This window comes from Mesorhizobium sp. B3-1-7 (genome assembly GCF_006439385.1).
GTDB lineage: Bacteria > Pseudomonadota > Alphaproteobacteria > Rhizobiales > Rhizobiaceae > Mesorhizobium.
Window position 1 is genome coordinate 1 of sequence record NZ_VFTL01000035.1, and the last position, 23782, is coordinate 23782.

24 protein-coding genes are annotated in these 23782 nt (G+C 64.5%); 8 read left to right on the plus strand and 16 right to left on the minus strand.

Annotated features, from left to right (window positions below; genetic code table 11):
• Positions 1 to 98 precede the first annotated feature (98 nt).
• The gene (locus FJ417_RS25360) at positions 99 to 452 is read right to left on the minus strand and encodes an ArsC family reductase (protein ID WP_140785316.1); all 354 of its coding nucleotides are present in this window, start codon (positions 450 to 452) and stop codon (positions 99 to 101) included.
• 151 nt (positions 453 to 603) lie between these two features.
• On the opposite strand from FJ417_RS25360, the gene FJ417_RS25365 reads away from it, so the two are divergent.
• Both FJ417_RS25365 and FJ417_RS25370 read left to right on the plus strand, forming a co-directional pair.
• Entirely contained in the window at positions 604 to 957 is a 354-nt protein-coding gene (locus FJ417_RS25365) for a metalloregulator ArsR/SmtB family transcription factor (protein ID WP_140785317.1), read from the plus strand.
• A complete protein-coding gene (locus FJ417_RS25370; RefSeq protein WP_140785318.1) occupies positions 954 to 1433 on the plus strand; it encodes an SRPBCC family protein in 480 nt (159 codons plus the stop codon). Before FJ417_RS25365 ends, FJ417_RS25370 begins: the two co-directional genes overlap by 4 nt.
• A gap of 94 nt (positions 1434 to 1527) precedes the next feature.
• Here FJ417_RS25370 and FJ417_RS25375 read toward each other — a convergent pair whose 3' ends face one another.
• The 9 genes from FJ417_RS25375 to FJ417_RS25415 all read right to left on the minus strand — a co-directional run bounded on the left by FJ417_RS25375 (position 1528) and on the right by FJ417_RS25415 (position 10796).
• Complete coding sequence (locus FJ417_RS25375; RefSeq protein ID WP_140645080.1) at positions 1528 to 1881, minus strand: nuclear transport factor 2 family protein; 354 nt, start codon at positions 1879 to 1881, stop codon at positions 1528 to 1530.
• A gap of 135 nt (positions 1882 to 2016) precedes the next feature.
• Positions 2017 to 2652 (minus strand): 2'-5' RNA ligase family protein, encoded by a 636-nt coding sequence (locus FJ417_RS25380; RefSeq protein WP_140645081.1) that lies wholly within the window; start codon positions 2650 to 2652, stop codon positions 2017 to 2019.
• A gap of 57 nt (positions 2653 to 2709) precedes the next feature.
• On the minus strand, positions 2710 to 3696 hold the full coding sequence (locus FJ417_RS25385) for a 2-dehydropantoate 2-reductase (RefSeq protein WP_140645082.1): 987 nt from the start codon (positions 3694 to 3696) through the stop codon (positions 2710 to 2712).
• Positions 3696 to 5225 (minus strand): acyl--CoA ligase, encoded by a 1530-nt coding sequence (locus FJ417_RS25390; protein WP_140645083.1) that lies wholly within the window; start codon positions 5223 to 5225, stop codon positions 3696 to 3698. The genes FJ417_RS25385 and FJ417_RS25390 overlap by 1 nt, the downstream gene beginning before the upstream one ends.
• Positions 5226 to 5270: 45 nt before the next feature.
• Positions 5271 to 6857: a gamma-glutamyltransferase gene (gene ggt / locus FJ417_RS25395; protein WP_140785319.1), complete on the minus strand. Its 1587-nt coding sequence runs from the start codon at positions 6855 to 6857 to the stop codon at positions 5271 to 5273.
• A 21-nt stretch (positions 6858 to 6878) separates the two neighbouring features.
• Positions 6879 to 7679, minus strand: a complete 801-nt coding sequence (locus FJ417_RS25400; RefSeq protein WP_140785320.1) for an ABC transporter permease — start codon at positions 7677 to 7679, stop codon at positions 6879 to 6881.
• Positions 7676 to 8599, minus strand: a complete 924-nt coding sequence (locus tag FJ417_RS25405) for an ABC transporter permease (RefSeq protein ID WP_140785321.1) — start codon at positions 8597 to 8599, stop codon at positions 7676 to 7678. Before FJ417_RS25405 ends, FJ417_RS25400 begins: the two co-directional genes overlap by 4 nt.
• On the minus strand, positions 8596 to 9675 hold the full coding sequence (locus FJ417_RS25410; protein WP_140785322.1) for an ABC transporter ATP-binding protein: 1080 nt from the start codon (positions 9673 to 9675) through the stop codon (positions 8596 to 8598). Before FJ417_RS25410 ends, FJ417_RS25405 begins: the two co-directional genes overlap by 4 nt.
• 80 nt (positions 9676 to 9755) lie before the next feature.
• On the minus strand, positions 9756 to 10796 hold the full coding sequence (locus FJ417_RS25415) for an ABC transporter substrate-binding protein (RefSeq protein ID WP_140785323.1): 1041 nt from the start codon (positions 10794 to 10796) through the stop codon (positions 9756 to 9758).
• A gap of 236 nt (positions 10797 to 11032) precedes the next feature.
• On the opposite strand from FJ417_RS25415, the gene FJ417_RS25420 reads away from it, so the two are divergent.
• On the plus strand, positions 11033 to 11731 hold the full coding sequence (locus FJ417_RS25420) for a GntR family transcriptional regulator (protein ID WP_181167006.1): 699 nt from the start codon (positions 11033 to 11035) through the stop codon (positions 11729 to 11731).
• 15 nt (positions 11732 to 11746) lie between these two features.
• Here the strand turns inward: FJ417_RS25420 and FJ417_RS25425 are convergent, their stop codons facing one another.
• From FJ417_RS25425 to FJ417_RS25455, 6 genes are all read right to left on the minus strand, one after another.
• The gene (locus tag FJ417_RS25425; RefSeq protein ID WP_246683131.1) at positions 11747 to 12817 is read right to left on the minus strand and encodes an ABC transporter ATP-binding protein; all 1071 of its coding nucleotides are present in this window, start codon (positions 12815 to 12817) and stop codon (positions 11747 to 11749) included.
• 61 nt (positions 12818 to 12878) lie between these two features.
• Positions 12879 to 13487 carry a cupin domain-containing protein gene (locus FJ417_RS25430; protein ID WP_140785325.1) on the minus strand — a complete coding sequence of 203 codons (609 nt, stop codon included), beginning with the start codon at positions 13485 to 13487 and terminating at the stop codon, positions 12879 to 12881.
• Positions 13488 to 13770: 283 nt separating this feature from the next.
• Positions 13771 to 14841 carry an ABC transporter substrate-binding protein gene (locus FJ417_RS25440; RefSeq protein WP_140785326.1) on the minus strand — a complete coding sequence of 357 codons (1071 nt, stop codon included), beginning with the start codon at positions 14839 to 14841 and terminating at the stop codon, positions 13771 to 13773.
• Positions 14842 to 14867: 26 nt separating this feature from the next.
• The gene (locus FJ417_RS25445) at positions 14868 to 15686 is read right to left on the minus strand and encodes an ABC transporter permease (RefSeq protein ID WP_140785327.1); all 819 of its coding nucleotides are present in this window, start codon (positions 15684 to 15686) and stop codon (positions 14868 to 14870) included.
• A complete protein-coding gene (locus tag FJ417_RS25450) occupies positions 15683 to 16573 on the minus strand; it encodes an ABC transporter permease (RefSeq protein ID WP_140785328.1) in 891 nt (296 codons plus the stop codon). Before FJ417_RS25450 ends, FJ417_RS25445 begins: the two co-directional genes overlap by 4 nt.
• A gap of 94 nt (positions 16574 to 16667) precedes the next feature.
• A complete protein-coding gene (locus FJ417_RS25455; RefSeq protein ID WP_140785329.1) occupies positions 16668 to 17951 on the minus strand; it encodes an FAD-dependent oxidoreductase in 1284 nt (427 codons plus the stop codon).
• Between the two features lie 194 nt (positions 17952 to 18145).
• Here FJ417_RS25455 and FJ417_RS25460 point away from each other — a divergent pair, with 194 nt between their 5' ends.
• From FJ417_RS25460 to FJ417_RS25480, 5 genes are all read left to right on the plus strand, one after another.
• Positions 18146 to 19303: a fumarylacetoacetate hydrolase family protein gene (locus tag FJ417_RS25460; protein ID WP_140785330.1), complete on the plus strand. Its 1158-nt coding sequence runs from the start codon at positions 18146 to 18148 to the stop codon at positions 19301 to 19303.
• A gap of 271 nt (positions 19304 to 19574) precedes the next feature.
• Complete coding sequence (locus FJ417_RS25465) at positions 19575 to 20507, plus strand: substrate-binding domain-containing protein (protein ID WP_140657693.1); 933 nt, start codon at positions 19575 to 19577, stop codon at positions 20505 to 20507.
• Between the two features lie 95 nt (positions 20508 to 20602).
• Positions 20603 to 21589: an ABC transporter permease gene (locus FJ417_RS25470; RefSeq protein ID WP_140705151.1), complete on the plus strand. Its 987-nt coding sequence runs from the start codon at positions 20603 to 20605 to the stop codon at positions 21587 to 21589.
• A 3-nt stretch (positions 21590 to 21592) separates the two neighbouring features.
• On the plus strand, positions 21593 to 22387 hold the full coding sequence (locus tag FJ417_RS25475) for an ATP-binding cassette domain-containing protein (protein WP_140645098.1): 795 nt from the start codon (positions 21593 to 21595) through the stop codon (positions 22385 to 22387).
• An 88-nt stretch (positions 22388 to 22475) separates the two neighbouring features.
• A complete protein-coding gene (locus tag FJ417_RS25480) occupies positions 22476 to 23498 on the plus strand; it encodes a LacI family DNA-binding transcriptional regulator (RefSeq protein WP_140645099.1) in 1023 nt (340 codons plus the stop codon).
• Positions 23499 to 23782 lie beyond the last annotated feature (284 nt).

Consider the following 23782-nt stretch of genomic DNA (forward strand, 5'->3'; position numbering starts at 1 on the left):
GCCGACGTGACGGCTGATCTCCCCCTTGAGGGGGAGATGTCCGGCAGGACAGAGAGGGGGGCGAAGGAACTCGACGTAAGAGGGAGGGTTCTTAGCGACTACTTTCCGCCAACCGCCTCCTCATAGACCTCCGGCTTGAACCCTACCAAAATCCGCTCACCAACCTCCAGCACCGGCCGCTTGATCATCGTCGGCTTGGCGAGCATCAGCTTCTTCGCCTTCTTCTCGTCCAGCCCGGCCTTGTCCGCCTCCGTCAGCTCACGGAACGTCGTGCTGCCCTTGTTGAGCAGCTTTTCCCAGCCGACCTTGCCGACCCAGCCGTTCAGCCTTTCCGCCTCGATCCCTTCGGCGCGGTAGTCATGAAAGCGATACGGCACGTCATGGCTCTCCAGCCAGACGCGCGCCTTCCTGATCGTGTCGCAGGTGGTGATGCCGTACATAGTGATGGACAAGGCAGGCCTCGGTGGGTTTGCGAATCTGAGCGAATCCTAGGCCCGCAGCAGCAGCTTTGCCAGCGCTTCACGACGGCTCGTTTTTGGCTCTTGCCAACACTAAGGTTTTTTCCTAAGTATTATTCGCAACGCCCAGGACCGAGAGCCAATGATGAGCCTCGATACCGCCAGCCAGAGCCCGCCGCCCATCGACGGCATTTTTCGCGCGCTTGCCGATCCGACGCGCCGGGGTGTCGTGGAGCGGCTGAACAGAAGCCCGGCCTCGGTCAGCGAACTGGCGGAGCCGTTCGAGATGGCCCTGCCCTCCTTCGTCGAGCATCTCAAGGTGCTGGAGGGCTGCGGGCTGGTGCAGTCGCAAAAGACCGGCCGAGTCAGAACCTACAGTCTTTCGCCCGAGCCGCTGAAGCTTGCGGAAAACTGGCTCGCCGAACAGCGCGCGCTGTGGGAGCGCCGCCTCGACCAGTTCGACGCCTATGTGATGAGCCTCAAGGAGAGTGAAAAGTGAGCTATCCGTTCAAGCCGAACCCGAAACTGGACCTGACGCTGGAGCGCTTTCTCGATGCGCCACGCGAATTGCTGTGGCGCGCCTGGACGACGCCGGAGCACGTCAAGCAGTGGTTCACGCCAAAACCGTGGGTCATCACCGATTGCGAGATCGACTTCAGACCGGGCGGCCTGTTCCGCACGCGCATCCAGTCGCCCGACGGCAAGGAGGTGAGCGACCGCCATTGCTGCTATCTCGAGATCGTGCCGAACGAACGCTTGGTGTGGACCGACGCGCTGCTGCCGGGCTACCGGCCGTCGGGCGAGCCGTTCATCACCGCGGTCATTACCCTGACACCGGAAGGCAAAGGCACGCGCTACACCGCCATCGCCATCCACCGCGACGAGGCGACGCGCAACAGCCACGAGGAGATGGGTTTCTTCGACGGCTGGGGCACGGTGGCCGACCAACTGGCTCAGTATGTGAAGACGATTTGAGAAGCCGGCATGGCGACCGGAATATCAGCGCGGTCGCCATCCCTGATTTCAAATTTACGAGCGAAAGGAAGCAAAAAGCCTCAGCGCATCGGCCTCAATAGTAAAAACGCTCTTCGCTGATCTTGCCGTTCTTGACCGTGTAGAGGCCGACCTCGTCCATTTTGACACGTTCGCCGGTGGATTTGGGCGTAATGTCGAAGCTGAAGCGCAAGGCGAACTGGTCGCCATTGACATAGGGACCCTCGACCGAGCCGCCATGGACCTCGTGGTTCGCTTCCCACCACTCGCCCTTCTGCTTGACGGCTTCCTTGCCGTTGCACACGGCCATCGGGCCTTCCATGGCTTCGTAACTTACGATGTCGTCGGCATTGTATTTCGCGGCGGCGCTATGGCTGTCGCCCTGCTTGAGGAGTTCGGTGAAGTCCTTGGCAATTTCGGCAGTGGTCATGGGATCCTCCCGGTTTGGACCAGACATCAAGTAGGTATCGATCGTTCGCCCGCCACGGCTCGGTCGCTTCGCAGGTGACAATTCCTGTCAGCATGGCGAGGCCTGCGCGCTGACGCTAAAGACGATTTGAGATGCTCACATGACAGCATGCGCGTCATCCTGACCGTTCAATTGCCAGCGTCTGATGACCTGATAGCGGTCCTGACGCAGGAAGCTGTGTATCAGCACGAACTCGCGCACGGTCCAACCAATCGGCTCAATTGGCCGCTCATTGACTTTCGGAACACGCACTTTGTCACGCAGCAATGTGACGTGCGGCTCGATCGACTTCCCGACAAGCGGCTTAAACGGGCTGTCGGATAGCACAGCGGCGAGCGCTCGCCAGAAGGCCTGCAATGCGGGAACGCCGTCACTGCCGCGCAGAACGAGAGCGCCGCCACCAAAGGCCGACAGACGGTCAAACGACACATCAAAGGCTTGAGCTCGGACGAGAGAGCCTGCCGAGCAAGCGGCGTCGACCAGAGATCTTGGCAATCCATCGTGATCGCCGAGCATGACAAGCGAAATATGCAGATGCCTGGTTCGAATGAGCTTTCCGCCGAGCCCTAACTCCCGCTGCCAAGTCACGGCTCGTGAGGCCAGCATACGAGCAATCATCTCTTCGAGAAGGATGGCGAAGAACAGTCGGTCGTTGGGCTCCTGACTGGGCTCGTCCCAACGAAAAAAAGCCTGCCCATTCCTGCCGATCCCGAACCACGGTTGTTCGTTCATGGCTGATCCCTTTCGGATATCGTCCAAAGGATCAGATTAGAACAAATCAGGAACAACCTACAAGGGAGAATAACACCCGCGCTCGATCGCCAGCCGCCGTACCAGCGCCAGCACGGTGTCGATGGTCGGCGTCGGCTGGCCGGTCAGGCGCCCGAGCTCCTGCACGGCGGTAACCAGCGCGTCGATCTCCATCGGGCGGCCGCGTTCGAGATCCTGCAGCATCGAGGTCTTGTGCTCGCCGACATCGCCTGCGCCCTTGATGCGCCGGTCGACGGGGATGAGGAAACGCACGCCGAGGCTCTCGCCGATCGCCTGCGCCTCCAGCATCATGGCGCGGGCGACGGCGCGGGTGGATTCGTCTGCAACGATGGCCGCAAGCGTGCTGCCGGTCAGCGCCGAGATCGGGTTGAAGGAAAGATTGCCCCAAAGCTTCACCCAAATCTCCGAGCGGATGTCCTCGCGCACCGGCGCCTGCAGCCCGGCCTTGACCATTTCGCGGGCAAGCGCGGTGGCTCGCTCGCTCTTCTCGCCCGACGGTTCGCCCAGCGAAAAGCGCGCGCCCTCGACATGGCGGATCAGGCCGGGCGCGTCGACCTCGACGGCGGGATAGACGACCGAGCCGATGACCCGCTCCGGCCCGATGCGATCCCAGATCGCACCGCCAGGATCGACCGCGTCGAGCCGCGAGCCTTCGAGCGCGCCGCCGGCCTTGTGGAAATACCACCAGGGCACGCCGTTCTGCATGGTGACGACGGCTGTCCCCTCGCCCAGCAGCCGCGCGATCTGATCGAGCGCCGGCGCCAGCGAATGCGCCTTCAGCGCCAGCACGACATAGTCCTGCACGCCGAGTTCCTCGGCACGTGCCGCCGCCCTGACCCGCGCCACCGTTTCCTTGCCGTCCTCGATCAGGCGAAGGCCGTTGGCCTCGATCGCCTCCAGATGCGCGCCGCGCGCCACGATCGACAGATCGACCGAGCCGGCGATCGCGAGCTTCGCGGCGAGATAGCCACCGATGGCGCCGGCGCCGAAGACAGTGATGCGCATCAGCCGAGACCGAGCTTGGCCGCCAGCCCAATGCGCTGCAGCTTGCCGGTCGCGCCCTTCGGGATCTCGTCGAGGATCAGCACCTTGCGCGGCACCTTGAAATCGGCGAGCCGCGTCGAGGCAAAGCCGCGAATGTCTGCCTCGCTGGCGCTCTGGCCTTCGCGAAGCACGACAGCGGATGCTACCTCTTCACCCAGCTTGTCATGCGGCATGGCGAAGGTGACGACCTGCGCCACCGCCGGATGGTCCATCAGCACTTCGTCGACCTCGAGCGGCGAAATCTTTTCGCCACCGCGATTGATGATTTCCTTCAGCCGGCCGGTGACGCGCAGGTAGCTGTCCTCGTCGAGCACGCCCTGGTCGCCGGTGTGGAACCAGCCATGAGCGAAGGCGCTGGCGTTGGCGTCCGGGTTCTTCTCATAGCCGGCGGTGACGTTGGGGCCGCGAATGACGATCTCGCCGATCTCGCCGGGTTTGAGCAGCCGCCCGTCCTGCGCCATGACGGCGATTTCCGGTCCCGCCGACGCGCCGACGCTGCCGGGCTTGCGCAGTCCGGGCGGCAGGCGGTTGGACGCCATCTGGTGCGCGGCCTCGGTCATGCCGTAGGCCTCGACCACCGGGCAGCCGAAGGTGGATTCGAGCTCGGCCATCACTTGCGCCGGGAGCGAAGCCGACGACGAGCGGATGAAGCGCAGCTTCGCCTCGGCGAGTTGCTCGGGGTTGCGGGCGGCGCGCGGCAGGATCGCCTGGTGCATGGTGGGCACGGCGGTGTACCAGCTGGGCTTGGCTTCGGAGAGCCACTGGAAGAAACGCAGCGCGTTGAAACCCGGCGTGCAGAAAACGCTGCCGCCGGCGGCGAGCGAGGAAAGCACCGCGGCGATCAGGCCATGGATGTGAAACAACGGCATGATGTTGAGGCAGCGGTCGGCTGGCGTCAGGCCGAGCGTCGCGCCGATATGCGTTGCCGACGCCGCGAGATTGGCGTGGCTGAGCGGCACCAGTTTCGGACGCGACGTGGTGCCGGAGGTATGCAGAAGGAGCGCGACATCGCCGTCGGCGGCCAGGCCCGAGGCGACCGGCGGCCCGGCGGGATCGCCCTCGATCGTGAACACGCCGGACGGCGCGCCTTGCGGCGCCGCCAGCCGCAGCACCGGGATGCCGAGGCGCCCGGCGACTTCGACCGAAGGGCCCTGCTCGTCCCTGCCGACGAGGATCGCCTTGACGCCGATGTCGCTCAGATAGAAATCGAGCTCGTCGGCGCGGTAGGCCGGATTGAGCGGCGCGGTGGACGCGGCCGCAGCAACGGCGATGAAAGCCGTCGCCATTTCCGGACCGTTCGGCAGCACGATGGCGACACGGTCGCCGCGGCCGATGCCCAGCGCGTTGAGCCCCGCCACGGTATCGCCGATCAGGCGGCGCAGTCCGCCATGCGAAAGGGCCGTCCGTTCGGGCGCGGCGATGGCCGGCGCGTCGTCGGCGCCAGGCGCAAGGCGATGGGCGAGATCGGTGGCGTTTTCGCTGTTTGTCATGGTTCCAGACTATGTTTCGAACGATCGGCCGATGTCCAGCGCTGCTCAATATCCGAGCGCCAGGCCGTCCTTGCGCGGATCGGACGCGCCGGTCAGCGTGCCCTTTTCCCAATCGATCAGCACCGCCTGCCCGCCGCCCAGCGGATGACCGGGCTCGACCACCTTGTGACCAAGCCGGCGGAGGCCTTCGATCGTCTCGGTGCGCACGCTTCGCTCGGCCTCGACGACGTCGTGGTTGTAGAACACCCGCGCGGCATCGATCGCCTGCTGCGGGTCCATGCCGAAGTCGATCATGTTTGTCAGCACATGGACATGGCCGAAGGGCTGATAGCCGCCGCCCATCACGCCGAAGGGCATCATGGCGCGGCCGTTCCTCGTCATCATGCCCGGCATGATCGTGTGCATCGGCCGCTTGCCCGGCGCGATTGCGTTCGGGTGCTTCGGATCGAGGCGGAAGCTGGAACCGCGGTTCTGCAGCACGACGCCGGTCTTCGGGCCGACGACGCCGCTGCCGAAGGAATAATAGGTCGAGTTGATGAAGCTGACCGCATTGCGGTCGCGGTCGACGACGCTGATATAGACCGTGTCGCTGCCCGGCAGGTCGAGACGCGGCAGATCGGTCATGGCGCGCTCGGGATCGATCGCGGCGCGCAGGCGATCGGCATAGGCGCCGGAAAGCAGCGCCTTGACCGGCACGTCGACATGATCCTGATCGGCGAAAAACGCATCGCGGTCCTGGTAGGCGAGCCGGCCCGCCTCGATCTCGAGGTGCAGGCGCGCGGCGCCGTCCGGATCGAGCTTGCCCAGCTCGAAGCCCGAGAGCAGGTTCAGCATCAGAAGCGCGGTGAGGCCCTGGTTGTTCGGCGGCATCTGGTGGATATCGTAACCGCGATAGGAGGTGCTGACCGGGGTCCGGTAATCGCCCTTGGTGGCGGCGAAATCGTCGAGTGTATGCAGGCCGCCGAGCACGCGAAGCCGCCCGACCAGATCGTCCGCGACCGCACCCTCGTAGAAACCGGCGCGGCCTTTCCTTGCGATGACGCGCAGCGTCTCAGCCAGCTCCGGCTGGCGATGGACGTCACCCGCCTTCGGCGGCTTGCCGCCCGGCAGGAAGATGCGCGTCGCGACCTCGTCGGCCGACAGGTCGGTCTCGGGATCCTCCCAGTCGAAGGCGACGCGGTCGTGCACGACATAGCCTTCTTCCGCGTAACGAATGGCCGGAGCGAGCGCGTCGGCCAAACCCTTGCGGCCGTGATCCTCCAACAAGCGGCACCAGGCGTCGATGGCGCCGGGAACGGTGACCGCGTGCGGGCCTTGTTTCGGCAGTTCGCTGAATCCCTTGTCCCGGTACCAGTCGACCGTCGCGGCCCCGGGTGCCCGGCCCGAGCCGTTGAAGGCCAGCACGTTGCCGTCGCCCTTCGGGCAATAGAGGACAAAGCAGTCGCCGCCGATGCCGGTCGATTGCGGTTCGACCACGGCCTGCACCGCGGCCGCGCAGACCGCGGCGTCCATCGCGTTGCCGCCGGAGCGCAGCATGTCGATCGCGGCAAGCGTCGCCAACGGATGCGAGGTCGCGGCCATGGCCTCGGTGGCGCGGACTGGCGAGCGGCCGGGAAACTGGAAGTCACGCATGCGGTTCTGGGTATCCCTGAATCAACGTCCGCGGCCGAAAAGTTGGGCAGCGGACAACAAGACGATCGATAGCACGATCAGGCAAGTCGAAATGGCGGCGATCGTCGGATCGATCTGGTCGCGCAGCGCATTGAACATGCGGCGCGTCAGCGTCGTGGTCTCGCCGCCGGAGATGAACAGCGACACCACCACCTCGTCGAAGGAGGTGATGAAGGCGAACAGCGCGCCCGAGACGATGGAGAATCTTATTTGCGGCATCGTCACCTGGAAGAAGGCGGAGAAGCGGCCGGCGCCGAGGCTGCGCGCGACCATCTCCTGGTTCATGTCATAGGACCGCAAGCCCGAGAGCACGGTCAGCACGACCAGCGGCAGCGCCTGCACCGTGTGCGCGATGACGAGGCCGGTCAGCGTGTTGTTGAGGCCGATGCGGGCATAGAGAAAGAAAGTGCCGATGCCGATCAGGATGACCGGGATGATCAGCGAGGCGGTGAGCAGCGCGTTGATCGCGCCGGTCAGCCGCAGCGTGCGGGCGCTGATGGCGTAGGCCGCGGCGGTGCCGAGCAGGGTTGAGACGACCGCCGTCATCACCGCCACTTTGACCGACACAATGGTGGCGTCGCGCCATTCGACGGAGCCGAAATAGCTCTCATACCAGCGCAGCGACCATTCCTGCGGCGGGAACTGCAAGAGCGTCGAACCGGAGAAGGACATGATGACGATGATCACCGACGGCGCGATCAGGAACAGCATGACAAGCCCGCCGAGCGCGTAGAGCCACAGGCGTTGCCGATGCGAGATGGGCAGGGCGTTTTCCATGCTCATCGCTGGCTCCAGACCCCGGTGGCGCGGGCGCCGAGCAGCCACTGGAAGAGGCCGAGCAGCGCCAGCGTGACGCCAAGCAGCACGACGCCGAGCGCGGCGCCCGCGCCCCAGTTGGAATAGAGGCTGGCGGTCTGCTCCATGCGCATCGCCCACATGATCACCTTGCCGCCGCCCATCAGCGCCGGGGTGACGAAGAAGCCGAGGCACAGCACGAAGACGATGACCACGCCCGAGGCGAGACCGGGCAGCGACAGCGGCAGGAAAATCTGCCGGAAAGTGGCGGCCGGGCTGGCGCCGAGATTCATGCCGGCGCGCAGGCAGTCGGTGTCGATGCTCTTCATCGACGCGTAGAGCGGCAGGACCAGGAAGGGCAGCATGATGTGGGTCATGCCGATGACCACGCCGGCGAAATTGTTGGCGAGCGGCAGCGGCTGGCCGATGACGCCGAGGTCGATCAGCCAGCTGTTGACCAGGCCCTTGCGCTGCAGGATGACCAGCCAGGCATAGGTGCGCACAAGCACCGAGGTCCAGAACGGCAGGATGACGAAGACCAGGCAGACCCCGGCGGCGTGGCGCGGCAGCTGCGACAGCATATAGGCCAGCGGATAACCGAACAGCACGCAGGCGCCGGTAACGACGAAGGCCACCTTGAAGGTGGTGACGAAGGTCTTGATGTAGGAGGTCTGCTCGAAAAAGCGCGCGTAATTGGCGGCGCTGAGTTGGCCGGCCTCGTCGAACAGCGACAGCCAGAACAGCCAGCCGATCGGCACGATGATGACGGCGAAGACCAGAAGCAGCCCGGGCGACAGAAGCGCGAGCAGGCCACGCGCCTCCCGTCGCGCGTCGGCGTTGAGCGCATCGGCATTGAGCGCGCGATCAGACCTGCCGACATGATCGAAACCGGCGGATGCGAGGCTCATTGGTCTGCCACCAGAACGACGTCCTGGGCGTCGATGCCGAGCGTTATCGGCTCGCCCGGCGCCGGCAGTTTCGCCAGCACGTCGGAACGGCAATAGTCGCGCAACGTCACCTGTCGCCCATCCCTGAGCGTCGCGTAGCAGACGAAGCTGTCGCCCTGGTAGATGACATCGCCGACAATTGCCGGCAGCGCATTGACGTCGCCTGCGGGTTCGCCAGCGATCACGCGCAGCTTTTCCGGCCGCACCACCATAAGGTGCCGGCCCGAGGACGGCATTGGATCCTTCATGCGCAGCTTGCTGCCTTCATGCCAGACGCCGCCATTGCGGCATTCGACCGGAATGAAGCTGGATTCGCCGATGAAGCCGGCGACAAATTTGGTCTTCGGCTTCGCGTAAAGGGCTTCGGGCTGGTCGATCTGCTCGATGCTCCCGGCATTCATGACGGCGACGCGGTCCGACATGGTGATCGCCTCGCGCTGGTCGTGCGTGACGTAGACCGTCGTCATGCCGAGCCTTCGGTGCAGGTTGCGCAGCTCGATCTGCATATGCTCGCGCAGGCTCTTGTCGAGCGCCGACAGCGGCTCATCCATCAGCACGATGCGCGGCTCGAAGACAATGGCGCGGGCCAAGGCCACACGCTGGCGCTGGCCGCCGGAGAGCTGGTCGACGCGGCGCTCGCCGAGGCCTTTGAGTTGCACGAGGTCCAGCGCCCTCTCGACACGCTCGGCCGTTTCGGCCGTCGACACGCGGCGCTGCTTCAGCGGAAAGGCGATGTTGTGGAAGACGTTCATATGCGGGAACAGCGCATAGTTCTGGAACACCATGCCGATGTTGCGCTTGTGCGGCGGCATGGTGATGATCTCCTCGCCGCCGACCATGATGGAGCCGGCGTTGGCCCGCACGAAGCCGGCCAGGATCATCAGCAGCGTCGTCTTTCCCGAGCCGGACGGCCCGAGCAGCGTCAGGAATTCGCCGGCGGCGACATCGAGGCCGAGGTCATGCAGCACGGACACGCCGCCGAAGCGCTTCTCGATACCGCTGATACCGATGGGAAGCGCGGTCTGCGCGAGAGACAAGAGCATCTCCTTCAACTCCGGATCATTTTTCGCGAAACGATGCGGAGCGGCGTCTCGCCGACGCCGCTCCAACAGGATCGCTATTGCTGGATCAGGTTGTTGAACTTCTCGGTCGCCTCGACGAGGGTGTCGCGCCAGAAGGCTGGATCCTGCAGCACCTGCTTCTTGACGTTCTCGGGCGCGGAATTGATGTCCTTGATGCGCTCCGGCGGGATCTTGCCGGTCTCGAAGGCCTTCTCGTTGGCGGGGCCATTGTCGACATAGAGCGGCAAATTGGCCTGCAACTCGGGGCTGACGAACTTGGCCAGCGCCTTCATCGCGATGTCCTTGTTCTTCGAGCCCTTCGGGATGACCATGCAGTCGGCGGTGAGCACGCCCTGGTCGAAGGAGAAGCTCACGGGCGCGCCTTCCTTCTTCAAGGTGCCGGCGCGGCCGTTCCAGATGCTGGCCATGTCGACCTCGCCGTCCTTGACGAGCTGCATGGCCTGCGCGCCGGATGTCCACCAGGCATCGATGTGGCCGCGGATCTTGTCCACCGACTGCAGCGCGCCGTCGATGTCGACGGGATAGACCTTGTCGATCGGAATGCCCTTGGCGAGTGCCGCAACGCTCAGCGTTTCGGTCGACTGGCTGCCGGAAAGCGCGCGGCGGCCGGGAAATTTTTCGACGTCCCAGAAATCGGCCCAGGTCTTCGGGCCTTTGTCGCCGAAGACATCGGTGCGATAGATCAGCACCACCGAGGTGTAGGAGATGCCGACCCAGTCGTCGTGGACAAGCTTCGGGTTGATGCCGCTCTTGTCGATGACGTTGTAGTCGAGTTTTTCGAACAGACCTTCCTTGGAGCCGCGCGCGCATTCGTCGGCGCCAAGCTCGGTGATGTCCCATTTGACGGCATTGCCGGTGACCTGCAGGCGCACGTCGTCGAGGCCGTTGGTGGTGTCCTGCTTGATAGTGATGCCGAGTTCCTTGGCCGTCGGATCGAAGAAGGCCTTGGTCTGCGCTTCCTGATAGGTGCCGCCCCATGAGGCGACGGTGATGGTGTCGGCGGCCGAGGCCGGAACGGCGACTATGGCCAGCAGGCCGGCGACGGCCATGCCGTGAATACAAAGTCTCTTCGTCATTTTCGCTTCTCCAACCGGTGTTCCCGTTATCGTTGATTTGGTATGCGAATTTGTATACAATTTTGAGTGTATTTTTTCGGAGGCCGATGTCAACTCGGGTTTTCGCGTTTTTTGGTTGCGGTAGAGGACGACCGTTCCGCGGGCAGCAATTGCCTCCGGCGAGATGCTCCTGTTCAAGCCTGCCCTAAAACGAACTAAGCTCGCGAATCCGTGACGCAACGTTGGAGACGGAACGCTTGAAGGAGAGAAAGAACACGCTGCGCGACTCGGTGTTCGAGGCGCTGAAGGCGTTGATCATCACCGGCCAGATCCCGCCGGGCGGCCGCGTGACGGAAAATGAGATCGCCGAGCGCCTGAAGGTGAGCCGCACGCCGGTGCGCGAGGCCTTCAACCGTCTGGAGCGCGACGGGCTGGTGATAGGGCGGCCGCGCCAGGGCTATGTGGTGGCAGAGTTCAATCTCACCATGTTCCGCGAGGCTTTCGACATCCGCGAATTGCTCGACGGGCGCGCAACCGAACTGGCGGCAGCCAACGCGACCGCCGCCGACAAGGCGAAACTGCGCGACATGCTCGCCGAATGCGAGCGGCTGGCGGCGATCCCGGATCGCAGCACCAGGGAGAAATTCGAGGAGTTGCAGGTCGGCATCGACCTGCACCGGGTGATCGCGGAGATCAGCGGCAACGAGATGCTGCACGGCATGCTTTGCGGCATCCTCGACAAATGCCAGCAATATGTCTGGACCGAGCTTCTGTGGCTGGACGAATGGAAGCTCACCCGCGAGGAACATGCCGGCATCGTCGACGCGATCTGCGCCGGCGATGTCACGCTGGCCGGCGAGCGCGCCCGTTCGCACGTGCGCGGCTCGCGCGAGAACATCCTGCGCCTGCTGCAGGCCAAGTCCGATTATCAGGGATTCTTCGCCAAGGCGTCTTGAACCAACGCTATCGCATCAGTTGGAAAGCATGGGACAGTTGGCGCCGCGCCGCAGGCTGACATGCGCCACGTCGCCGACGCTGAATTGTGAACCGCCGGCACGGCGCGGGGCATCGATGACGATCGCGGTCCCCTCATCCAGTTCGGCATGCAGGCGCAGCGTGCGGCCATGGAAGACGACGCCGCTGACCCGTGCCGGCGCGGTTCCCTCGGCGGCTTCACCGGCAGCCAGAAGATCCTCCGGCCGCACGCCGATGGTGCGCGTGTCGCCGGCAGCCGGCGTCTCGCCGCTGTCGGATGTAGCCTCCAGCGGCAACTCACCTGCGGCGAAGCGCAGCCGCTCGCCGTCGCGACCGAGGAAGCGTGACTGCAGCAAATTCATCGTGCCGATGAAGGAAGCAACGAAGCGCGTCGCCGGCCGGTCGTAGAGCGTCGCCGGCGCAGCAGTCTGCTCGATGCGGCCCTTGTTCATGACGACGATGCGGTCCGAAATCGACAACGCCTCGGTCTGATCGTGGGTGACCATGACGAAGGTGGTGCCGAGCCGCGACTGCAGCCGCTTCAATTCGACCTGCATCTGCTCGCGCAGATGCGCGTCGAGCGCCGACAGCGGCTCGTCGAGCAGCAGCACGCGCGGCTCGCAGACGATGGCGCGGGCCAAAGCGACGCGTTGGCGCTGGCCGCCGGAAAGCTCGGACACACGGGCACGCAGCTTGTCGGCGAGGCCGACCATGTCGAGCGCCTCGCGGACCCGCTTTGCCTGCTCGGCGCCGGTGAGTTTGCGCAGCGACAGGCCGAAGCCGACATTGGCCGCGACGTCCATATGCGGGAACAAGGCATAGTCCTGGAAGACGGTGTTGACCGGGCGATCGAAGGGCCGCAGCCCGGTGATGTCGCGGCCATCGAGCAGGACATTGCCGCTGGTTGGACTTTCGAAGCCGGCGATGACGCGCAGGCTCGTCGTCTTGCCGCAGCCGGATGGACCGAGCAAGGTCAGGAACTCACCGCTGGCGATATCCAGATCGACGGCATCGAGGCCGACCACGCCACCCGGAAAGACTTTCGAGACTTTCTGCAGCCGAACCAATGGTTCTCGCAATTCCGGACGGAAAACCGCTTCACACTTTTCCTGGAATTGCTCTGAGGCATCAGGCGCCATCGCGCACCTCTGACGGTTTTGTCGTGTTGACCCACAGGATCTGGCAGCGCTCGGCGCCAGGATTGCGGAAGGCGTGCAGCAGCGTGCTCTTGAAGGCAAAACTGTCGCCGGCTTTCAGCACATAGGTCGTGGCGCCCACCACCAGTTCGACCTCGCCCGTCATCACGAAGCCGAATTCATGGCCGGCATGGGCATAGGCTTCCGCCGTGCCGCCGCCGGCCTCGACCGTGACCAGCATGCCGGTGAGCGTCGCGGCAGGCGGCGACAGCAGCGCCTTGGCGATGCCTTCGGACTTCACCGGGATCGCGCGCCGCTTGTCGGCGCGCACGCAATAGAGGTCGTTGACCGCTTCGTTGCCGTCGGCGATCAGCGCCGACGGTTCGATGTCGAGCGCGGCGGCGAGCGGCCAGATCACCTTGACGCGCAGCGAGGACATGCCGCGCTCGATCTGGCTGAGCGCGCCGATGGAGATGCCGGCCTTGGCCGCGAGTTCGGCCAGCGACAGCTTGCGCTCGAGTCTGAGCGCCCGGACGCGCCGGCCGACGCGGATATCGGCATCGTCTTTCGGCTTCGCCGCCGCTTCGTCGAGAATGTCCATGCAATGGTCCTCGTTGCAGTCAATTAGGCCGGCAATTGACCAAGCCGGCCTCATTATTAAGTTTCTTATCCTGCCGGACGCTGGCACTGCCCCTCATCGCCCTGCCAGTTCCTTCTCCCCGTATAGTGACGGGGAGAAGGAACTGGCCGCAACGCTGGCGCCAGTCCTGCGACGAGGTGATTGGCGAAACCGCCGGCGACAGCGCCCCTCTCCCCGTCACTATACGGGGAGAGGATGCCGGCAGGCAGGTGAGGGGCAGCGCAAAACTTCGGCAATTAATCGCTCAACCCCCGGCCTTCACCTTCTCGAACATCTTGGCCACATCGTCATTCTGCTTCATCGGACCGGTGAAGATGGTGCTCTTCAGCATCACGTCCGGGTCCGCTGGCAGTTGCAGCTTGTCGAGTTCCTCCTTCGACACGCCGGCGAAGGCGGTCGAGAGCGAGCTGCCATAGCCGTAGGACTGGATCAGGAACTTGCCCGAGTCGGCGTCGAGCCGGCTGTTGATGAAGTCATAGGCGAGATCGACGTTCTTGGCCTCCTTCAGCATGACGAAGCCGCAGGCCCAGGTCAGCATACCTTCCTTCGGCTTCATGAACTCGACCGGAACGCCCTGCTTCTTGAGCGAAGTTGCCGACGCATTCCAGGTCATGGCGGCGACCAGCTGGCCGCTCGCCAGAGCCTGCTCGACCGAGGTCATGTCGGTGGTGTAGCTCGACAGCAGCGGCCGCTGCTCGCGCAGCTTTTCGGCCACCTTGTCCATCTGGTCCGGCGTCATGTCGAAAGGGTTCACGCCCACCAGGAGGGCGGCGACGATCGGCGTGTCGTGCACGGCGTCGATGGTCGCCATGCGGCCGGCATATTGCTTGTCCCACAGAAGGTTCCAGCTCGCCTCGGGGTTCTTCACCAGATCGGTGCGGTAGAGGATCGAGGTGTTGCCCCAGTCCCACGGCACCATCCAGACCTTGCCGTCCCCGGCCTGCAGGTCGGGCAAGTTCTTGAACACCGGGAAGATCGAATCCCAGTTCTTGATGCGCTTGGTGTCGATCGGCTGAAGCAGGCCTTCCTTGTTCCAGCGCGCCACCTTGTCGTAGCAGGGGTGAGCGATGTCGGGGCGGAAGCCGGCCTTGACCTTGGTGAAGGCGTCGTCGTCATCGCCGAAGATCGTCGCCTCGACACCGTCGGGATGCGCGGCAAGGAAGCTCTTGTTGAAGTCGGGCAGCTCATAGCCCGACCAGGTGAAATATTGCAGCTTGTCGGCGGCAAGAGCGACCGTCGACGACAGCGCGAGCGCCAGCGCGGCAAGGCCCGCCCGGGCTTTGTGTGCGGTGATCGATTTCAGGTGGAATGTCATTTTCGTTCTCCTCTTCTTGTTGTGGTTCAGGCTGGATTGCGGCGCGCAGTTCCAAGACCGCGATGGCGAAGGATTTCGGCTGTGCCGGCGATGATGAAGGAGACAGTGAGGATCACCGTGCCGAGCGCCATCACGGTTGGCAGCGAGCGCGGGAAGCGCAGCTGGCTCCAGATGTAGAGCGGCAGCGTCGGCTCGGTGCCGGCGAGGAAAAAGACGACGATGAACTCGTCGAAGGAAATCAGGAAGGAGAGCATGAAAGCCGACAGCACGGCTGGCAGGCTGAGCGGCAGCATGACGCGCCGGAACGTCGTCCAGTCGGAAGCGCCGAGGTCGAGCGCCGCTTCGCGGATCGTCTTCGGGATGGCGGCGAAGCGGCTGCGCATCACCACCACCGTCGTCGGCAGCGCGACGAGGATATGGCCAAGCACGATCGAAACGCGCGACGGGCCGAGGCCGATGAGGTTGACCAGGATCAACAGCGAAATCCCGACGATGACGCCGGGGATCAGGATCGGCAGCCGGGCGATGGCGCTGATCGTGGCGGCGAGCGGCGAGCGGCCATAGAGGTCCATATAGGAGACGGTGATGCCGCAGAGCGTCGCGCCGGAGGCCGCGATGACGCCGATGACCAGGCTGTTGGCCAAAGCGCCGGAAAGCGCCGGGTTGCCGTAGAGCGTGCGGTACCATTCGAGCGTGAAGCCCCGCAGCGGAAACGCCGCCTGGATGGAGTTGTTGAAGGAAAACAGCGGGATCAGCAGCACCGGCAGATAGAGGAAGACGAGATAGCCAAGCACATAGAGGCCGAGCCAGCGGCCGTCGCTGGTGGTGTCAGCCCGGGCGCTCATGTGCGACTGCCAAATCTGCGGTCGGCGCCGCGCGCGGCGAGCACCACGCAGAGGATGACCAGCATGACGCAGACTGAGAGGGCCGCCCCGAACGGCCAGTCATTGGCCTTGCCGAACTGCGACTGGATCAGCGTGCCGATCATGGTGCTGGCCGGGCCGCCGACCATGGCCGGCGTCACATAATCGCCGACCGTCGGCACGAAGACGACGAGGGCTGCCGCCAGCACGCCCGGCATGGAATTCGGCAGCACGACGCGGCGGAAGCAGGTGAAGGGCCGCGCGCCGAGATCGGATGCGGCTTCGAGCAACGATTTCGGGATGGTGTCCAGCGCCACATAGATCGGCAGGATTGCGAAAGGCGCGTAGGCATGGGCGAGCGTCACCACCACCGCTGCCGGCGTGTTGAGGAAGGCAAGCGTCGGCTGTGACCAGAGGCCGGTCTCGATGAAGGCCGAGTTCAGAACGCCATTATAGGCGAGCACGATCTTCCAGGCGAAGACGCGCAGCAGATAGCTGGTCCAGAACGGCAACGTGACCAAGAAGAGCAGCAGGTTGCGCCGCCGGCCGGCGTGGAAGGCGAGGTAATAGGCGACGGGATAGGCGGTGGCGACGGTGGCGAGCGTGACCAGGCCGGCGATGACCAGCGAGCGCAGCGTCACCGTCCAGTAGAGCGGATCGGTAGCGACGGTGACGAAATTCTCCGCCGTCAGGCCGACGCCGAGCAGCGAGCCGTCATTGCCCCTGAAGGCGAGGAAGACCACCAGGCCAAGCGCGAACAGGATCAGGAAGAAGGTGACCAGTCCGCCCGGCAGCAGCATGGCGAAGCGAAACACCGGCGAGATGCGGTTTTCCGGCAGGGGCCGCGTTGCAGCGATGGTCGACGACATCGAACTGTCCATCGAAATTCTGAAATAACCCAATGATTTTTCATATTTCTGAAACTGTCAAGCTGAATCGCTTGTGCGCCGCACGCGTTCGGGGTCAGCGCTCGAACGCGTCGAGCATCCGGTACCAGGTGATCGCCGCGGCGACGCCGACTTGGCGGAAAGCGTGGAACGGGATCGGCTTGATCGGCGACAGCGGGAACGGCAATTGCCTGGCATCGCCGCTCGCGAGGTAATTCGCCATGCGCTTGCCCAGCGCGCTCATCAGGCCGACGCCCCTGCCCTGGCAGCCGACGACTGCGAGCAGACCTTTCTCCGGCTCATGCAGATGCAGCAGATGATCCGGTGTCAGCGCCACGCGGCCGAACCAGCGCTTTTCGATGGCGACGCCCGCGAGCGCCGGATAGAGGCGGGTGAGCGCGCGTTCGCAATGCGCCCAGTCCGCAGGGCCGGAGGGCAGCGCCATGCGGCCGCGGCCGCCCAGCACCATCCGGCCATCGGGACTCCGGCGATAGTAGACGAGGATGCGACGGGAATCGGAAACGGCTTGCCCGCCCGGCAGGATGCTGGCTGCAAGGTCCGCCGGCAGCGGCGCGGTGGCGATCTGGAAGGAATGCAGCGGCACGATCGTCTGTGCGAGGCCAGGCAGCAGGCCGTCCGTATAGGCGTTGGTGGCGAGCACGACCGACCTGGCGCGCAATTCGGCGCCGCCTTGCGTCGAAACCCGCCAGACGCCGGCCTCCTTGGCGAGTTTCACCACCCTTTGCTGCTCGGCGATCTTCACGCCGGCGGCCGAGGCGACGCGCGCCAATTCCATCGTGTAGGACAGCGGATCGATGACGCCGGCGCGGCGGTCGAGCCAGCCGCCGAGATAGCCCCTGGCGCCGGTCATCGCCGCGATCCCTGCCTTGTCGAGCAGCTCGACGTCGGCGCCGCGCGAGCGCCATTGGCGATCCCGGTTCGCTGCCGCGGTCAAAGCGGTTTCGGTGTGGGCCGCCTGGATCCAGCCGTTGCGCGTGAACGGCACCGCCAGCTTCTCGTCGCGGATCACATCGAACACGGCGTCGGCCGTCGCGGCGGCGAATTCCACCAGGGCTTCGCCGCGCTCCTTGCCGAAATGCCCGAGCAGCCATTCCGGATCGTATTTGAGACCTGGAATGACCTGGCCGCCATTGAGGCCCGAAGCGCCCTGCCCGATCGCGCCGGCGTCAAGCACCTGAATGGAAAGCCCCTCGCGCGCCGCATGCAGCGCCGTCGATAGTCCCATGATGCCGCCGCCGACGATGACCGCGTCGAGCGTGCCGCCAGCCGACAAGCCCGATTGAAATGCCGGGGCAGCCTGCGGCCTTTGCCAAATCGGATCGGAAAAGGCTGCGGGCAAAGATCACCTCGGCGCTGGAGCTTCGTGAAAATCCTATTGTTGATTTCATGAATTTGAAAGCGCGTTTCGATGGGCCAGCCGGCTACGCTTTTGATGACAGGGACAACTGGCCCACGAACCGGGCTACAAACGGCATGGACGTTTGACCCAAATCCGGGGAAAGTGCCGCGCGACAGTTGAGAGGAAGCATCACCATGACCGATCCGACCCGCCTGCCCGCCGACGGCCTCTTCGTCGGCCGCGCCAGGACAAGCGAAGCTACTCATCCGCTGGTGGTCACGGTGCGCGACGGCCAGGTCATCGACGTCACCTCGAGCGCGGCGCCCACGGTGCGCGATGTCTGCGAGCTGAAGGATCCGGCCGGCTATCTGCGCTCGGCCAAGGGCAAGGTGATCGGCGCGATCGCCGAGATCGCGGCCAACAGCTTCGAAGACAAACGCGATGCGAAGAAGCCGATCCTGCTCTCGCCCGTCGACCTGCAGGCGGTGAAGGCTTCCGGCGTCACCTTCGTCGTCAGCCTGCTCGAGCGCGTCATCGAGGAACAGGCGCGCGGTTCGGCCGAAAAAGCCGACGCCATCCGCGCCGACATCGCCGGGCTGATCGGCCACGACCTGTCGAAGCTCAAGCCCGGCTCGCCGGAGGCGATGGAGATCAAGGCCAAGCTGATCTCGCGCGGGGCCTGGTCGCAATATCTGGAAGTGGGGATCGGCCCGGATGCCGAGATCTTCACCAAATGCCAGCCTATGGCCTCGGTCGGCTTCGGCGCCGATGTCGGACTGCATCCGGTCTCCACCTGGAACAATCCGGAGCCGGAGATCGCCATGATCGCCGACAGTTCGGGGCGCATCGTCGGCGCCACGCTCGGCAACGACGTCAATCTGCGCGACGTCGAGGGGCGCTCGGCGCTGCTGCTCGGCAAGGCCAAGGACAACAATGCTTCCGCTTCGCTCGGCCCCTTCATCCGGCTGTTCGACGAGACGTTTTCCATCGCCGACGTGAAGCGCGCCACGGTGCGGCTCAGCGTCGAGGGCGAGGACGGCTTCTCGCTGCAGGGCGCGAGCTCGATGGCGGAAATCAGCCGCTCGCCGGAAGAGCTGGTCAAGGCCGCGATGGGGCCGCATCACCAGTATCCGGACGGATTGGCGCTTTATCTCGGCACCATGTTCGTGCCGTCGAAGGATCGCGGCGAGAAGGGCAAGGGCTTTACCCACAAGGTCGGCGACATCGTCACCATCTCGTCGGAAAAGCTCGGCGCGCTCACCAACCGCGTGCGCCTGTCGCCGGACTGCCCGCACTGGACCTACGGCGCCAGCCACCTGATGCGCGACCTGGCCAAGGCGGGCCTTCTCTAACGCCGCACCAGAAGGGCGTTTGCTTGGAGGCCACCGTGCAGCGGATGGTCGATGGTGCCGCTTGCCCAACGAATATCACCGTTGCTGATGCAATCTGATGGGATTGGTGATGGCGTGCGCGCCTGTGCCAACATCCACTGACGATGGAGGCTTGCCACCGCCCGAAAAAGAGAATGCTCTGGACGTTCCGGTCGGCGCTGGCAGGAGATGCGGGTTCCAAGGTCGCATCGCGCTGATCCAGGAGGAGAGTTTCAACATGGGAGGAAATCGAATGCTTTCGCGGCTAAGACTACTCGTGCTTGGCTTGATCGCGGCACTCGCCATTCCGGCGATGGCCGAGGCCAAGACGTTCTACTGGATTTCGCATGGCGGCCCGGCCGATCCGGTCTGGACCTATTTCCTGGCCGGAGCCAAGCAATGGGCCAAGGACACGGGCAACACGGTCAACACCTCGTTCCACAATGGCGACGTCGCGTCCCAGCAGGAAGCCGTGCGCGCCGCGATCGCGGCCAAGGCCGACGGCATCGCCACCACCAGCCCCGATCCGGGCAGCCTGGTCGAGATCGTCAAGGAAGCCCGCGCGGCCAACATCCCGATCATCAACTTCAACACGCCCGATCCGAAAGCCAACTTCAACGCCTATGTGGGCGGCGACAACGTCACCTTCGGCAAGCACTGGGCGCAGTATCTGGTCGACAAGGGCCTGGTGAAGAAGGGCGACTTCGTCTGGATGCCGGTCGAGATCCCCGGCGCCACCTATGGCGTGCAGGAAGAAGAAGGCATCAAGAGCGTGTTCGAGCCGGCCGGCATCACCTATGAGGTGACCGAGGCGACGCTCGACCAAGCCGAAGCGATCAACCGCATGGTCGACTACCTCACCGCGCACAAGGGCAAGGTGAAGGCGATCATCGGCCTCGGCGATCTCGTCACCGGCTCGATCAAGCGCGTGTTCGATCAGGTCGGCGTCAAGCCGGGCGAAATCCCAGTCGTCGGCTGGGGCAACTCGCTCGACACCACACAGGAAGTGCTGAACGGCTACGTCAATGCCGGGCAGTGGCAGGACCCGCAGGCGACCAGCTATATTGCGCTGTCGATGGCCAACATGGCCGCCAGCGGCATCCCCCCGGGCTTCAACGTCATCACCGGCGCGCTTTACGAGAAGGACACCGCCGGCGTCTACGACAAGATCCTGTCCGGCAAATAATCCTCAAGCGAAACGGGCGCGACACCCTGTCGCGACCGTTTTTCCTTCTCCCCGCGCCGTCCCCATCGGACGGCCGCGCTTACGTCGCGGGTTCAATGGAAAACCATTCCTTCGTCCAACGCCTTGTCGCGCGGCCGGAATTCGGTCCGCTGGTGCTGCTCGTCGTCGAGCTCGTCGTCTTCTGGGGCATCAATCCCGACTTCCTGTCGCCGCAGAACATTTCGAACATCCTGGCCTTCACAGTCGAGCTCGGCCTGATCGCGCTGGCAATGACCTTGCTGATGACATCCGGAGAATTCGACCTCTCGGTCGGTTCGCTGTTTGGCTTCTCGCCGGTGCTGATGTGGACGCTCTTCAACAGCGGCGTCACTTCGCTGGAGATGGGCCTGCTGATCGCGCTGATCGTCGCTGCCCTGGTCGGGCTGGTGAATGGCTGGTTCGTCACGCAGCTCAAGATCCCGTCCTTTCTGGTGACGCTCGGCATGCTGCTGGTCGTGCGCGGCACGGCATTGTTCATCACCGACGGCTTCCCGCAGCGCACCTGGAGCGCCGAAGGCAGTTGGCTTGCCAATATCCTGGTCGGCGACTTCTATGTCGGCCCGTTCCGAATCTATGCCTCGCTGTTCTGGTTCATCGGCGCCGCGATCGTGCTCGGCTATGTGCTGACGCAGAGCCGCACCGGCAACTGGATCCAGGCCGCCGGCGGCAATCCGAACGCGGCGCGCGCGCGCGGCGTCAACGTCAACCGCGTCAAGGTCGGCCTGTTCATCCTGTCGGCGGTGATGGCCTCGCTCGCCGGCGTCATCTCGTCGCTGCGCACGTCCGCCGCCAACCCCAACAGCGGCACCGGCTACGAGCTCGAAGTCATCGCCATGGTGGTGATCGGCGGCACGGCGCTGACCGGCGGACGCGGCACCATCATCGGCACGGTGCTCGGCATCCTGATCCTGCGCGTCATGCGCAACGGCATCGTGCTGATCGGCGTGCCGGGGCTCGCCTACAACATCTTCATCGGCGCGATCATCCTCGGCATGATGGCGCTGCACTCCTGGCTCGAACGCCGGCACCAGGCAGGGACCTGAACCATGGCCGAACCGCTGATCCGCATGGAAAACATCCGCAAGTCCTACGGGCGCGTGCAGGCGCTGGTGGACGCCAATTTCCACGTCAACGAAAAGGAGATCGTCGGCCTGCTCGGCGACAACGGCGCGGGCAAGTCGACGCTGATCAAGGTGCTGTCGGGCGCCGTGCCGCTGACCAGCGGCGACATCTTCATCCGCGGCAAGAAGGTCACGCTGCGCAGCACCAGCGACGCCATCGCCCACGGCATCGAGACGATCTACCAGGACTCGGCCCTCGTCACGCAGTTGTCGATCGCGCGCAACCTGTTCCTCGGGCGCGAGCCGATCAGGGCGCCGCGCTTCCTGAACCGCATGGACCAGGACGCAATGAACGCGGTGGCGCGCGACCTGCTCAGGCAGGTCGGCATCACCAAGAATATCCCGCCGACGACACCGATCGGCTCGCTGTCGGGCGGCGAGCGGCAGGCCGTGGCGATCGCGCGCGCCATGCATTTCGACAGCGATCTCATCATCCTCGATGAACCGACCAACAATCTCGGCGTCGCCGAGACGCAAGGCGTGCTGAGCTTCGTGCGCAGCGCCCGTGATTCCGGGCACTCCTGCATCTTCATCGCGCACAACATCCATCACGTCTTCCAGGTGGTCGACCGCATCGTGGTGATGCGCCGGGGCAAGGTGGTGGCCGACGACATCGATCCGAAAAAGACGACGGTCGCCGAGGTCGAGCGCGTCATCACCGGCATGTCGGACAAGGAGATCCGGGACGCGATTTCCGACGGCCCGCAGCGGCATGGCTGACGGTCTGGCATCGATTTGGCTCGGCGTCGGTTGGCCTGACGTTGAATTGTCCTGACAGGGGCTCGCTTCCCATCCTATGACTGGACTCATGAAAGCCACGGTAGCCGACATCGCCAGAAGCTGCGGCCTGTCGACCGCGACCGTCGACAGGGTGCTCAACAACCGGCCAGGGGCAAGTGCTGCCAACCGGCAGCGGGTGATGGAGGCGGCCAAGCAGCTCGGCTATCTGCCGACGCTCGATCAAGTCGTGCTGCCGTCGAAGCCGGCGCACCTGGAATTCTTCCTGCCGATCGGGTCCAACGGCTTCATGGCCGATCTTGCGCATCACATCGAGGATTATGCGGCACGCCTGCCGCTGGTCGCCTCCTGCCGCATCCACAACCTTGCCGGTATTTCGCCGGGCGCGCTGCAAGGCGCGGTGGAGAATCTGTCGCTCAAAGCCAACGGTGTCGGCGTCATCGCCGTCGACCACCCGCGCACGCGCAACATCCTGCGCGAGCTGGTCGATGCCGGGATCAGGCTGGTCACGCTGATCTCGGATGTCCCGGCGGCACCCCGCTCGGCCTATGTCGGCATCGACAATCGGGTGGCGGGCCGCACCGCGGCGCTGCTGATGGGCCGCTTCCTCGGCGGCCGTACAGGACATCTGGCGATGGTGGTCGGCTCGCGCTCCTATCGCGGCCACGAGGAGCGCGAGATGGGTTTTCGTTCGGTGCTGAGCGAGGAGTTTCCCAACCTCACGGTCTCAAGCGCCGCCGAAAGCAATGACGACCCGGACGCCAGCTACCGCGCGACCATCAAGGCGCTGCACAACGAACCGGACCTGCTCGGCATCTACTGCGTCGGCGCCGGACGGTCCGGCGTGGCCAAGGCCTTGCTCGAGGTCAAGCCGCGCAAGAAGCCGGTCTTCATCTGCCACGACCTGACCAAGGAAACGCGCCGCTATCTCGTCGACGATCTCGCCGACGTCGTGATCGACCAGAATGCGCGGCTGATCGCCGAGCAGTCGGTGATCCGCCTGCTCGGATCCATCGCCTCGTCGGCGCCCTATCTGACGAAAAAGTTCATCGAGCCGCGGCTGATCTTCAAGGAAAACGTGCCGGTGCAATAAACCAGTGGGTGGGCGCACGAAGGCGGCCTTAATGCATGTCGCGCAAAAGTGCGCAGCGGTTTTGCGATAACGACACGCATGAAAACACAGGCTTAAAGCGCGTCGCCTGAATCCGCTTCAGCGCGACGCGCTTTAGCATTTGTCTGACGATTGATCCCGCAATTCTGCACACCAGCTATGCAGGTTTCGCAATTGCCGAATCGTTAGGCAGCCCGTATTTGTCTGGGTGTCGGCCGTCTCCTCCTCCCAGATGTGATGCCGACGCTGAGTACGGTACACCTCCT